This is a genomic window from Bradyrhizobium sp. C9 (genome assembly GCF_002532045.1).
Classification (GTDB): Bacteria; Pseudomonadota; Alphaproteobacteria; order Rhizobiales; family Xanthobacteraceae; genus Bradyrhizobium.
The window spans coordinates 17219-29457 of record NZ_NWTG01000036.1; the positions used below are offsets into that span (position 1 = coordinate 17219).

11 protein-coding genes and 1 pseudogene are annotated in these 12239 nt (G+C 66.7%); 5 read left to right on the forward strand and 7 right to left on the reverse strand.

What is annotated here, in order from left to right; all coding sequences use genetic code 11:
• Window positions 1–42 precede the first annotated feature (42 nt).
• The 3 genes from CO675_RS36920 to CO675_RS36930 all read left to right on the forward strand — a co-directional run bounded on the left by CO675_RS36920 (window position 43) and on the right by CO675_RS36930 (window position 2654).
• The gene (locus tag CO675_RS36920) at window positions 43–897 is read left to right on the forward strand and encodes an enoyl-CoA hydratase-related protein (protein WP_097676798.1); all 855 of its coding nucleotides are present in this window, start codon (window positions 43–45) and stop codon (window positions 895–897) included.
• A 372-nt stretch (window positions 898–1269) separates the two neighbouring features.
• The gene (locus CO675_RS36925; RefSeq protein ID WP_502693445.1) at window positions 1270–1662 is read left to right on the forward strand and encodes a PaaI family thioesterase; all 393 of its coding nucleotides are present in this window, start codon (window positions 1270–1272) and stop codon (window positions 1660–1662) included.
• Window positions 1663–1664: 2 nt separating this feature from the next.
• On the forward strand, window positions 1665–2654 hold the full coding sequence (locus CO675_RS36930; RefSeq protein WP_097676799.1) for an alpha/beta hydrolase family protein: 990 nt from the start codon (window positions 1665–1667) through the stop codon (window positions 2652–2654).
• A gap of 6 nt (window positions 2655–2660) precedes the next feature.
• Here the strand turns inward: CO675_RS36930 and CO675_RS36935 are convergent, their stop codons facing one another.
• The 4 genes and pseudogenes from CO675_RS36935 to CO675_RS36950 form a co-directional block, all read right to left on the reverse strand.
• Window positions 2661–3953, reverse strand: coding sequence for an NAD(P)/FAD-dependent oxidoreductase (locus CO675_RS36935; RefSeq protein ID WP_097676800.1), 1293 nt, complete (start codon window positions 3951–3953; stop codon window positions 2661–2663).
• Between the two features lie 226 nt (window positions 3954–4179).
• Window positions 4180–4911: an amino acid ABC transporter ATP-binding protein gene (locus tag CO675_RS36940; protein ID WP_097676801.1), complete on the reverse strand. Its 732-nt coding sequence runs from the start codon at window positions 4909–4911 to the stop codon at window positions 4180–4182.
• Window positions 4908–5560, reverse strand: a pseudogene (locus CO675_RS36945) (amino acid ABC transporter permease). Before CO675_RS36945 ends, CO675_RS36940 begins: the two are co-directional and overlap by 4 nt.
• A gap of 212 nt (window positions 5561–5772) precedes the next feature.
• Window positions 5773–6540, reverse strand: a complete 768-nt coding sequence (locus CO675_RS36950; protein ID WP_097676802.1) for an ABC transporter substrate-binding protein — start codon at window positions 6538–6540, stop codon at window positions 5773–5775.
• A gap of 180 nt (window positions 6541–6720) precedes the next feature.
• Here CO675_RS36950 and CO675_RS36955 point away from each other — a divergent pair, with 180 nt between their 5' ends.
• Window positions 6721–7368, forward strand: a complete 648-nt coding sequence (locus CO675_RS36955; protein WP_502693446.1) for a cupin domain-containing protein — start codon at window positions 6721–6723, stop codon at window positions 7366–7368.
• Between the two features lie 174 nt (window positions 7369–7542).
• Here the strand turns inward: CO675_RS36955 and CO675_RS36960 are convergent, their stop codons facing one another.
• From CO675_RS36960 to CO675_RS36970, 3 genes are read right to left on the reverse strand one after another with little or no spacing between them, the layout of a single operon-like run.
• On the reverse strand, window positions 7543–9810 hold the full coding sequence (locus CO675_RS36960) for a xanthine dehydrogenase family protein molybdopterin-binding subunit (RefSeq protein WP_097676804.1): 2268 nt from the start codon (window positions 9808–9810) through the stop codon (window positions 7543–7545).
• A 3-nt stretch (window positions 9811–9813) separates the two neighbouring features.
• Window positions 9814–10860 (reverse strand): FAD binding domain-containing protein, encoded by a 1047-nt coding sequence (locus CO675_RS36965; RefSeq protein WP_097676805.1) that lies wholly within the window; start codon window positions 10858–10860, stop codon window positions 9814–9816.
• Window positions 10857–11354 carry a (2Fe-2S)-binding protein gene (locus CO675_RS36970; RefSeq protein ID WP_097676806.1) on the reverse strand — a complete coding sequence of 166 codons (498 nt, stop codon included), beginning with the start codon at window positions 11352–11354 and terminating at the stop codon, window positions 10857–10859. The genes CO675_RS36965 and CO675_RS36970 overlap by 4 nt, the downstream gene beginning before the upstream one ends.
• A gap of 154 nt (window positions 11355–11508) precedes the next feature.
• On the opposite strand from CO675_RS36970, the gene CO675_RS36975 reads away from it, so the two are divergent.
• Entirely contained in the window at window positions 11509–12153 is a 645-nt protein-coding gene (locus CO675_RS36975) for a TetR/AcrR family transcriptional regulator (protein ID WP_097676807.1), read from the forward strand.
• Window positions 12154–12239: the final 86 nt, after the last annotated feature.

The window sequence follows — 12239 nt, forward strand, 5'->3', positions numbered from 1 at the left end:
GATCACGGCGCGCATAACGACAAGCATCCCGGGGAGGCCGTCATGAGCTACGAACACATCACGTGCGACGTCGACGGCTCGCTGATGATCGTCACGCTCAATCGGCCCGACAAGCTCAATGCCTACACCGGCACCATGGGCGCGGAGATTGCGGACGCGTTTCAGCGCGCTGATGCGGACGACAGCGTCCGCGCGATCATCGTCACCGGCGCGGGTCGCGCGTTCTGCGCCGGCGCCGACGTCTCCGGCGGCGCCAAGAGCTTCGACACATCGGGCAGCCACGGCGCCGGCGTGTTCGCAAGCGCCGGCCAGCGCAGCGGCCGCTTCGTCGAAGCGATCTTCAACTGCCGAAAGCCCTCGATCGCTGCGATCAACGGCGCTGCAGTCGGCGTCGGCATCACCATGACCTTGCCGATGGATATCCGCATCGCCGCTCGCGGCGCCAAGATCGGCTTCATCTTCGCGCGCCGCGGGCTGGTGCCGGAGGCCGGCAGCGCGTGGTTCTTGCCGAAGCTCGTCGGCCTGCCGCAGTCGCTGCGCTGGTGCCTCTCCGGCCGCACCTTCGACGCGGACGAGGCGCTGGCGGGCGGCCTCGTCAGCGAGGTGGTCGAGCCGGATGTCCTGCTCGAGCGGGCGCGGCAGATCGCCCACGAGATGACGGCGGAGACCTCCGCCGTGTCGGTCGCACTGACCCGCCAGATGCTCTGGCGCTTCGCCGGCGCGCCTGATCCGTTCGAACTGCTCGCGATCGACAAACCGATGTCGGTCGAGCGCGGCGGCCACGCCGACGTGCGCGAGGGCGTGCAGTCCTTCATCGAGAAGCGGAAACCGGCCTTTCCGGGCAAGGTCTCGCAGGACATGCCGAGCCAGTATCCGTGGTGGACACCCGCAAAATGACGCGGAATCGCGGCGCGGAGACCGTCGTGCTGTGAGCCGGCCGCTGCACTGCCTTCGCAGCATGACAGTGATAGAGACGAGGACGATATCTCCCAATCGTCGTCCTGGCGAAAGCCAGGACCCATAACCACCGCGTTCGGTGATGAACGGGATAGCGGCCCCAGCGTCGTGCAACGATTGAGATTTGGGGTAATGGGTCCCGCCCTTCGCCGGGACGACGATGAGGATGGTTCTCGACCAAGTTGTTACACCACGCGGTGTCATCACCCGCGCATGCAGTGATTGACGTTTTCGCGATGGCGCGCCGAGGGACATTGCGGGACGCAAACGGGCTGATACATTTCGCAGCGACAACGGACGATGGTGACCGGCTTGAAAGATACAAGTGCAGACGTGCCGCCCGGCGCGCAGCTGCTTGGACGCGAGTGGCTCGGCTTCGACGGCGAAATTGCCTCGATCCGCTTCGTGGCGCAGCCGCAATTCACCAACCGGCACGGAACGATCCAGGGGGGCTTCCTCGCGGCGATGCTCGATTCGGCCACGGGTCTCGGCGCCCTTGCTGCGCTCCCGTCAACCAAGACAGTGGTGACCAGAACCCTCACCACACGGTTTCTCAAGCCGGCGCGCGTCGGTCCGATCACGGCCAAGGCCAAGATCGTCTCGCAGACCGAACGCGACATGATCGTCGAGGCCGATCTGATCGACGCCGACAATGTGACGGTTGCCAGCGCCACGGCCGAATTGCGGATTCTGGACAAGCGATAGCCATGCGTTGTGCTCCCTTCGTGTTGTCAGCCCTGTTGTTGCTTGCGGTCTCTGCGGCGCACGCAGCCGGACTACGGCACTTCGACGTTCCCGCCGATCCCGACGGGCCTGCGATCAGAGGGGTGGCCTGGCACCCCTGCGCCGAGCCCTCGCACGAGATCGATGCCCGCGGCGGCCGAACGTTCTTCGGCACCAACGACTGCGCTATCGTGGGAGACAAGCTGCCGCTGATCGTGATCTCGCATGGCCGGCGCGGTTGGCTCGGCGGCCACCATGATACGGCCGCAGCGCTGGCGGATGCCGGTTTCATCGTCGTGTCGATCAATCATCCGACCGATACCGAGCGCGACACCAGCGGCACCGACAGCCTTGCCCTCATGGTCGAGCGGCCCGCCGACATCAAGCGCGCGATCGACTACGCGCTTCAAGGCTGGCCCGATGCGGCTCACATCGATGCCGAACGCATCGGTCTCTACGGCTTCTCCTGGGGCGGCTATACGGGCCTCGCGGCGATCGGCGGTGAGCCCGATCTCCGCAAGGGCCTGCCGAACTGCCAGACGTCGAGCTTGCGGGCCTGCAAGGAGCTCGAGAGCGGAGAAAAGCCGAGCGGACCGGTCGTCCACGATCCGCGGATCAAGGCCGCGATCATCGTCGATCCCTTTCCTGTGCTGTTCTTTGCGGCGGAGAATTTGAAAGCCGTGACGATCCCGATTCAATTGTGGAGCTCCGACCCCGCGCAGAATGGCGACGGTCTGTCCGGGTGCTGTGCGGCCGCGATCAACGACAGGCTTCCGTCCAGACCGGACTTTCACCTGGTGAAGGATGCCAAGCACTTCTCCTTCCTCGCGACCTGCACACCGGCGGAGACAGCCAAGATGCCTGCCATCTGCACCGACGCGCCGGGCTTCGATCGCCTCGCCTTTCATCAGCGCTTCCACGCCGCGGCCATCGCGTTCTTCAAAACGCAGCTTGGCGAGGCCGGGACACGATAGCGGCAGCTACACCCCGAGCTTGTCCCGCACCCGGCCGGTCAGCACCGCCGTGGTGACGCCGACGCGCCAGAAGGCGTGCATCGGGATCGGCTTGATGCCGGTGACGGGCATGTCGATCTCGGCGTTGGCACCGCCGATCAGGCGGCGGGCGAGTTGCGCGCCCATCGCGGTCGAGAGCGCGACGCCGCGGCCGTTGCAGCCGAGCGAGATCAGCAGGTTCTCCGCGGGCGCGTGGACATGCGGATAGTGGTCGGCGGTGATCGCGAGCCGGCTGTTCCAGCCGTGGGTCCAGCTGACGCCCTTGAGCTGCGGCCACAGCCGCTCGGCATAGCGGATCAGATAGGCGACGTCGGTCGGCTTGCTGATCCAGCGCATCGGGCCACGGCCGCCCATCAGCAACCGGTTGTGCTGGTCGATGCGATAATAGACCGTGATATGGCCGCTCTCGTAGAGCACCGGACGGCCCGGCATGATCGAAGACGCAACCTCCTCGGAAAGCGGCGCGGTCGCCGCGATCGACGAGAACACCGGCACGATGGTGCGGCGGAGCGCGGGCCAGAGATCATCGGTAAAGCCATTGGTCGCGAGCAGCACCTTGTCGGCATGCACGACCGCACGCGGGGTTTCGATCCGCCAGCGGCCGCCGTCACGGCGGAGCGACAGCGCCGGTGTCTCGCCATGGACGGCGACACCTGCGCCGATCGCGGCGCGCGCCAGGCCGCGTGCGTAACTCAGCGGATGCAGGTCGCCGCCGCGCGCATCGAGCATGGCGCACAGGTACCGGTCGCTGCCGGTCATCGCGCGCATCTCGGCGGCGTTGAGCCGTTTTACCGGCATGCCGCGCCGGATGCACTGCTTCGCCGTGGTCTCGATCGCGGCCGCGCTGGCCTCATTGTAGGCGGCGCGCAGCGTGCCGTTCTGCCGCGCCTCGCAGGGAATCTGGTAGCGGCGGATCAGGTCGTGGGTGAAATTGGTGGTGCCGTAGGAGAATTCGATCATGCGGCGGCCGAGATCGGCGCCGAAATCCTGCTCGATCTGATCCGGGTCGTGCTTCAACCCCGGATTGGTCTGCCCGCCATTGTTGCCGGAGGCGCCCCAGCCCGGCTCCTGCGCCTCCAGCACGGTTGCAAGCACGCCTTGCTCGGCAAGATGCAGCGCGGTCGACAGGCCAGTGAAGCCGCCGCCGATGATCGCGACCGGCACGCTCTTGTCCGACGTCAGCGGCGGCGTCGGCGTCGCCTCCACCGCGGTGTCGGCGTAGAGGCTCGGTGGAAGAGGAAGGCGCGTGGTTGGGGTCATGAGATACCGGACTAACAGCAGATGATGCGGGTGCCTTGGCGCGTCCGCGGACTCCACTCACCTCTCCGGCTTGCGGGGAAGGTCGGATTGCATCGCAGATGCAATCCGGGTGGGGGCTCTTTCCACGATACGACTCGTGGATAGACCCCCACCCCAACCCTCCCCCGCAAGCGGGACAGGGGGCGGAGTGCCGATGCGGCCGCAGCTTGATCGAACAACGTCATGATCACAGCGGGTGCAGCACGCGGCGCAGGAAATCCTGGGTGCGCGGGTGCTGCGGTTGGTTGAGGACGGATTTGGCGGCGCCCTGCTCGACGATGACGCCGCCGTCGATGAACAGCACGCGGTCGGCGACGTCGCGGGCAAAGCCCATCTCGTGGGTGACGACGACCATGGTCATGCCGTCGTCGGCGAGCTTGCGCATCACCGAGAGCACCTCGCCGACCAGTTCGGGATCGAGCGCCGAGGTCGGCTCGTCGAACAGGATCGCCTTCGGCTGCATCGCCAGCGCCCGCGCGATCGCAACGCGCTGCTGCTGGCCGCCGGAAAGCTTTGGCGGATGCACCTCGGCCTTGTCGGCGAGGCCGACCTGCGCGAGCAGCGCGCGGCCGCGGGCAATCGCCGCCTCGCGCGGCTCCTTCTTCACATAGAGCGGCCCTTCGATGACGTTCTCGAGCGCGGTCCGATGCGGAAACAGGTTGAAGCGCTGGAACACCATCGAGACCTGGGTGCGGATCGCCACGATCGAGCGATTGCCTTGATCGACGCGCGCGCCCTCGACGCTGATCTCGCCGCGATCGTAGCTCTCGAGCCCGTTGATGCAGCGCAGGATGGTCGACTTGCCGGAGCCAGACGGGCCGATGATGCAAACCACCTCGCTCTTGGCGACCGAAGCCGTGATTCCCTTCAGCACCTCGACCTTGCCAAAACTCTTGTGGACGTCGTTGAGCTCGATCATTTGCGGTTCGCCTTGTTCTCGAAGTGCCGAACCAGCAGGATGAGCGGAATGCTCATGGTGAGGTACATCAGCGCCACCAGGGTGAACACGCTGGTGTTCTTGAAGGTCGACGAGGCGATCAGCTTGCCCTGCAATGCAAGCTCGGCGACCGTGATGGTGGAAGCCTGCGAAGAATCCTTCAGCATCATGATCATGATGTTGCCGTAGGGCGGCAGGATGATTCTGACCGCCTGCGGCAGCACCACGCGGCGCATGGTGAGCCACCAGCCCATCCCGATGGTCTGCGCCGCCTCGATCTGCCCCTTGTCGATCGCCTCGATGCCGGCGCGGAAATTCTCCGCCTGATAGGCCGAATAGGCGATCCCGAGCCCGATGATCGCGGCCTGCAGCGCCGACAGCGCGATGCCGAAATCGGGCATCACGAAATAGATGTAGAACAGCAGCACGATGATCGGGATGCCGCGGATCACATTGATCAGCGCGGCGCTGAGGCCGGTGAGGATGCGAATTCCGGACACCCGCATCAAGGCCCAGACCAGCCCGAGCACGGTCGAGAGCAGGAGCGAGCCGACCGTGACGACGATGGTCAGCCAGACCCCTGCAACAGGATCGGCACGAACTCGACGGCGTCATGGAAGAATTTTTGCATCGGCTCAAACGCATCTAGTCGCGACACACACTCGAATACTCTCCCCGTCATCCTGAGGTGCGAGCCTTGCGGCGCAATTGCGCCGCTGGGCGAGCCTCGAAGGATGCACGGCCCGGCCGGTGGCCGTCGCCCCTTCGAGACGCGCTACGCGCTCCTCAGGGTGACGGATCACTCTTACGTAACCTGGGGCGGAATGGAGCAACACACCCGCATCACGACGCGCTGGCCTTCTGGCCCCATTTCTCCAGGATCCTGGCGATCGTGCCGTTGGCCTTCAGCTTCGCCAGCGACGTGTTGATCTTGGCCAAGAGTTCGGTATCGCTCTTGCGGATGCCGATCGCAACCGTGCCGACGGTGACGGGCTTGTAGCCGTCGACCAGCCGGACATCGGCGAAATTGCCCTGCTGCAGATTGTAGGCGAGGATCGGATAATCGGCGAAGCCGGCCTTGAGACGGCCGGCATTCACGTCGCGCAGGATGTCGGGAATGGTGTCGTAGACCTTGACCTCGCTGAACAGCCCGGTCTTCTTCAGCGCGTCGACGAACGCCGTGCCGACCTGGGCGCCGACCACGGTGCCCTTCAGGTCCTCCTGCGAGGCATAGGCCTTGGTGTCCGCCTTCGGCACCACGAGGCCTTCGCCATAGGTGTAGACCGGCTCGGAGAAGTCGATCACCTCCTTGCGCGCGGCGGTGGCGAACATCGCGGCCGCGATGATGTCGATCTTGTTCGCGGTCAGCGAGGGGATCAGCGCCGAGAACTGCATCGGCTCGATCTGCACGGAGAAGCCGGCGTCCTTGCCGATCTCGGTGGCGAGATCGACCATGATGCCCTGGATCGAATTGGTCTTGGTGTCGAGAAAGGTGAAGGGGATGCCGGTCGGCGTCGAGCCGACCTTGAGCACCTGCTGCGCACCCGACGGTGCGCTCACGGCAAGGGCAAGCACCGCGACTGCGGCCTGAACGAGACGCTGAAACGACATCGCACACCTCCCGAAGCTGACCTCGACGCCGCATCGCCCTGCTTTTCGAGCTAGATGTTGCGGGCGACGCCGTTCCGGCCTATTTTCACCAATATGAAATTGTGGTCACGAAACCGCGGCCAATGCAAGCGGTTTTCATGCACATGAAGGAAGCGGACTGACGTGAGCGGCGGCAAGAGAATGCGCAAAGGCGCGGCAGCGAAGCCCGTGACGCCACGCCGCGCGGCCAAAAGGCCCGTGAAGAAACCGGCCGAGCCGGCGATGGATCTCGCGGTCGGACGCCGCATCCGCGACCTGCGCCGCACCAAGCAGATGTCGCTGGAGGTGGTCGCCGCGCGCACCGACCTCTCGATCGGCTTCATCAGCCAGATCGAGCGTGGCCTGTCGTCGCCCTCGCTGCGCGTGCTGGCAACGCTGGCCGACGTGCTCGGCGTCGGCATCGCCGCGCTGTTCGGCGCGACGCCGCGGGATGACAACACCAATGGTGTTGTCACCCGGGAGGTGCAGCGCGCCGAGCTGAAACTGTGGCGCACCGGCATTTCAAAGCAGCTGCTCAGTCCCGCGGGCAGCGAGAGCCGACTCAATCTGTTCCTGGTGCATCTCGAGCCCGGCGGCAACACCGGCGACGAGTTCTATACCCATGACGGCGAAGAGGCCGGCCTCGTGCTGTCAGGTGAGATGACCCTGACGGTCGACACCGAGACCTGGACGCTGAAGCAGGGCGACAGCTTCCGCTTCGCCAGCCGCCGCCCGCACCGATTCTCCAATCCAGCGCGCGATGCCAACGCGGTGGTGCTGTGGGTGAATTGCGTGACGGCGGCGGGATAAAGCCTCGCTCTCTCATCCCGTCGTCCCGGCGCAGGCCGGAACCCATAACCACGAATGCGAGTTGTTGCGCGACGCTGCGGCCCCAGCCTTCTAAACAACACAACCCTGGGGCTATGGGTCCCGGCCTGCGCCGGGACGACGATGATGGCTAGTCCATGATCGTATCGAGCCGCGTCAGCTCAACCCCATCACGATCTCCTCGATCTTGATCGGGAAATTCCGCACCCGGATGCCGGTGGCGTGGAAGACGGCGTTGGCGACGGCGCCGGCGCTGCCGGTGATGCCGATCTCGCCGACACCCTTGATGCCGAGCGGGTTGACGTGCGGATCGTGCTCGTCGACCGTGATGACATCCATCGGCGGCACGTCGGCATTCACGGGCACATGGTATTCGGCGAGGTTCGCATTGAGGATGCGGCCCGAACGATGGTCCATCACCGCCTCCTCGTGCAGCGCGAAGGAGAGGCCCCAGATCATGCCGCCGTAGAGCTGGCTCTGCACCATCAACGGATTGATGATGCGCCCCGCAGCGAACGCGCCGACCAGCCGCGTGGCACGGATCTGGCCGAGCTCCGGATCGACCTTGACCTCGGCAAATACGGCGCCATGCGCGTGCATCGCATATTGCGACTGCGCCGCCGCATCGGCTGCGCCGCTGCCGGTGGCGTCGACCTCGGCGAGGCCGGCGCGCGCCAGGATGTCGGCATAGCCTTCGCTGCGCGCATCGTCGTCGCGGCGATGCAACCGCCCGGCCCGCGCAACGACGCCGGCATTGCCGGCGCCGAACAGCGGCGAGCGCTGGTCCGAGGTCGCGAGCTCGGCGAGCTTGGCGATCACGGCAGCGCCTGCGTTGTGGATCGCGGCGCCGACGGTTGCGGTATGCCCCGAGCCGCCGGCGATGCCGGCATCGGGCAGATCGGAGCTGCCGGAGCGGAACGTCAGCTGGTCGAAATCGAGACCGAGCGAGTCGGCCGAGATCTGCGCCAGCGCGGTCCAGGCACCCTGCCCCATGTCGTGCGCGCCGGTCTCCATCACGCCCTTGCCATCGGCACGGATCACCGCGCGCGCATTGCCCTGGAACATGATGGCGGGGAAGGTCGCGGTACCGACGCCCCAGCCGACCAGAAAGCCGTTCTCGTCGCGCATCTGCTTCGGCTGCAACGGACGTCCCGCCCAGCCGAACCGTTCAGCGGCTTTGGCGTAGCACTGGCGCAGCGCCTTGGAGGAGAACGGCTTGCCGGTGGTCGGCTCGACCTCGGCGTAGTTCTTCAGCCGAAACTCCAAGGGATCGATGCCGCAGGCGAACGCCGCCTCGTCGATCGCGCTTTCCAGCACGATCGATCCGGTGGCCTCGCCCGGCGCGCGCATGAACAGCGGCGTGCCGGTGTCGACGCGCACCGCCTCATGCGCGGTGCGGATCGCAGGGCTGGCATAGAGCGTGTGCGAGGCGTCGGCTGCCGGCTCGTAGAAATCGTCGAAGCTCGACGTGGTGACGCGCGCCTCATGATTGATCACGGTGAGCGCGCCGGACTCGTCGGTGCCGATCCGGATGCGCTGGCGGGTCGGCGGACGATGGCCGACCGGGCCATACATCTGGCTGCGCCGCAGCACCAGCTTGACCGGACGGCCGATCAGCTTGGCGGCCATGATGCCGAGCACCTGCGGTCCGGAGATCAGCCCCTTGGAGCCGAAGCCGCCGCCGAGGAACGGGCTGTTGATGTGGATATTCGCGGGCGGGATGCCGAACAGCCCGGCGATGCGCATCTGCGCGAACCCCATGCCCTGGCTCGGCGTGTCGATGAACAGGCGGTCGCCGTCCCACACCGCGACGATCGCATGCGGCTCCATCGCGTTGTGATATTGCGCCGGCGTCTGGTAGGTCGAATCCGTCAGCTTCGCGGCCGCAGCCATGCCGGCATCGATATCGCCATGGCGGACTTCGGCGGGGTTGCCGATCCCGACCACGGGCGGCGCATAGGCCTCGCCGGCGTCGAGGCCGACGCGCGCGATCTCGACCTGATAGCGCGGCGACAGCAGCGCCGCGCCTTCGGTCGCGGCCTCCAGCGTCTCGGCGATCACGACGGCGACGGCCTGGTTGGCGTAGCGCACCTCGTCGCTCTGCAACAGCTCCATGCGGAACGCGAACGGGTTGCCCTTGGCGTCGGGGTCTTCGGCAAGTTCAGGCTTGTGCGCCGGCGTCATCACGTCGATGACGCCGGGATGGCGCCTGGCGGCGGCGACGTCGAGCGCGGTGACACGGCCGCGCGCGATGCAGCTGGTCGCGATCACGGCATAGACCATGCCGGGCGGATGATTGTCGGCGGCATAGCGCGCCTTGCCGGTGACCTTCAGCACGCCGTCGGTGCGGGTCATCGGCTGGCCGATGTTCGAGCCATGCCTGATATGAGCGGGGTCGCGGGTCAGACTGAGTTCAACCGTCATGCGTTACGCTCCTGCAACGGACGAGAAGGGAGAGCCGGGCAGCGCGGGAATCCGGTCCGGCGTGCCTGCGGCAGCAAGGGTGAGCGCGCGCACGAGGATGCGTTGCGCGAGCTCGATCTTGAAGGCGTTGTCGCCGGACGGTTTTGCGCCGGCGAGCGCGGCGCGTGCCGCCTCGCGATAGGCCGCAGCATCGGGCGCGGCGCCTGCGAGCACCTGCTCGGCCTCGCGCGCCCGCCACGGCTTTGCCGCGACGCCGCCGAGCGCGAGCCGCGCCTCGCGGATCTTGCCGTCCACGATGCGCAAGGCCGCTGCGGCCGAGACCACGGCGAAGGCATAGGATGTCCGCTCGCGCACCTTGATGTAGCGGGCATGCCTGGCAAAACCTTGCGCCTCGGACGGCAGGCGGAGTGCAACGATCAGGTCGCCGCGCTCCAGCGCGGTCTCGCGCTCCGGCGTCTCGCCGGGCAGCCGATGCAGCGCCTCGAGCGGCAGCTCGCGCCGGCCGCCCTTGCCCTCGATCTCGACGATGGCATCAAGCGCGACCAACGGCACACAGAAGTCCGACGGATGGGTCGCGATGCAGCCCTCGCTCCAGCCGAGCACCGCGTGCAGACGATTCTCGCCTTTGAGCGCGTCGCAGCCGGCGCCCGGCCAGCGCCGATTGCAGGCGCTGCCAGCGTCGTAGAAATAGGCGCAGCGCGTCCGCTGCATCAGATTGCCGCCGACGGTCGCGGCATTGCGCAGTTGCGCGGATGCGCCCGACAGCAACGCCTCGGCGACCGCGGGATAGTTGCGCGCGAACTCGGCGTCATGCGCGAGATCGGCGTTGCGCACCAGCGCGCCGATGCGCAGGCTACCGTCGGCGAGATGCTCGATGCGATCGAGCCCGGGCAGCCGCGTGACGTCGACGAGGCGGCTCGGCCGGCTGACGCCGCCTTTCATCAGGTCGAGCAGATTGGTGCCGGAGGCGAGATAGCTCGCGCCCTTCTCGGAGCCCGCCGCGATCGCATCCGCGACGCTGGCCGGCCTGACATAATCGAAGTTCATCATGCGGAGCGCCTCTGCTTGCTGGCGGTCATGTCGGATTGTGCCTCGAGCACGGCTTCGGTGATCCCCTGGTAGGCGCCGCAGCGGCACAGATTGCCGCTCATGCATTCGCGCACCCGCTCGGGGTCGTCGCCGGCCTGCCCCTCCTGGATCAGGCCGATGCCGCTCATGATCTGGCCCGGGGTGCAGAAGCCGCACTGGAAGCCGTCATGGGCGATGAAGGCGGCCTGCACCGGATGCAGCTCGCCGCCGCTCCCGACGCCTTCGATCGTGGTGATCTCGGCGCCGTCATGGCTGACGGCGAGCGCGAGGCAGGAATTGATGCGGCGGCCGTCGACCAGGATGGTGCACGCGCCGCATTGGCCGCGGTCGCACCCCTTCTTGGTTCCGGTGAGGTCGAGCCGCTCACGCAACAGGTCGAGCAGGGTGACGCGGGGGTCGTCGAGGACAATGTCCCGGCGGACACCGTTGATGGTGAGACTGAGTGGGAGATTCATGCAAGGCGCTCCGATCCGTGTATGGTCGGGTTGAATCGAGGCAACGCGAACCCGTGGCCGCCGATGCATGATCGGCGCGCCTTGTCAGGCCCGGTGCTGGTCGCCATATACGGAGGCATCCTCCGTTTACAAGGGAGGGTAAAAAGAAAAAGGAATGACCACCTCATCACCAGAAATTGTCCGCAAGCCGCGCGCCGATGCCGTGCGCAACCGCGAGCGCGTGCTGGAAGCGGCCAAGGCCGTGTTCTCGGCCGGCGGCAGCGAGGCGAGCCTGGAGGCCGTCGCGCGCCATGCCGGCGTCGGCATCGGCACGCTGTATCGCCACTTCCCGACCCGCCAGGCGTTGTACGAGGCGGTCTATCGCCGCGAGGTTGAGCAGCTGGGCGATCTTGCCGAGCAATTGCAATGCGCGCCCGAGCCGGTCGAGGCGCTGCGGCGCTGGCTGCGCGCCAATGTTGAATTCGTCGCCACCAAGAAGGGCATGGTCGCCGCGCTCGCGCTGGTCGCGCACGGCTCGACCGAGCTGCACGCCTATTCGTTCGATCGCCTCACCAAGGCGATCGGCACCCTGCTGGCGCGCGCCGTCGCCGCCGGCGCGATCCGCGACGACATCAGCGCCGAGGACGTGCTGCGCGCGCTGATCGGCATGTGCTACATGCACGACCAGCCGGGCTGGCAGACCACGGCGCTGCGGCTCCTGGATGTGTTCGTGGATGGCTTGCGCGTGCACCCGACCGGTGCAGCGGCATCCGCAGCAAAGCCGGCAAAGAAGAAGGTAAGCGGGCCGCGTTCGCCGTAGCTGCCGCAGATATATCGTAATCAGATATATTCGGCGCGGAAGACCTGTTTTGGGCGCGGATTCCGGCCATTGAACGAAGGTCGAAT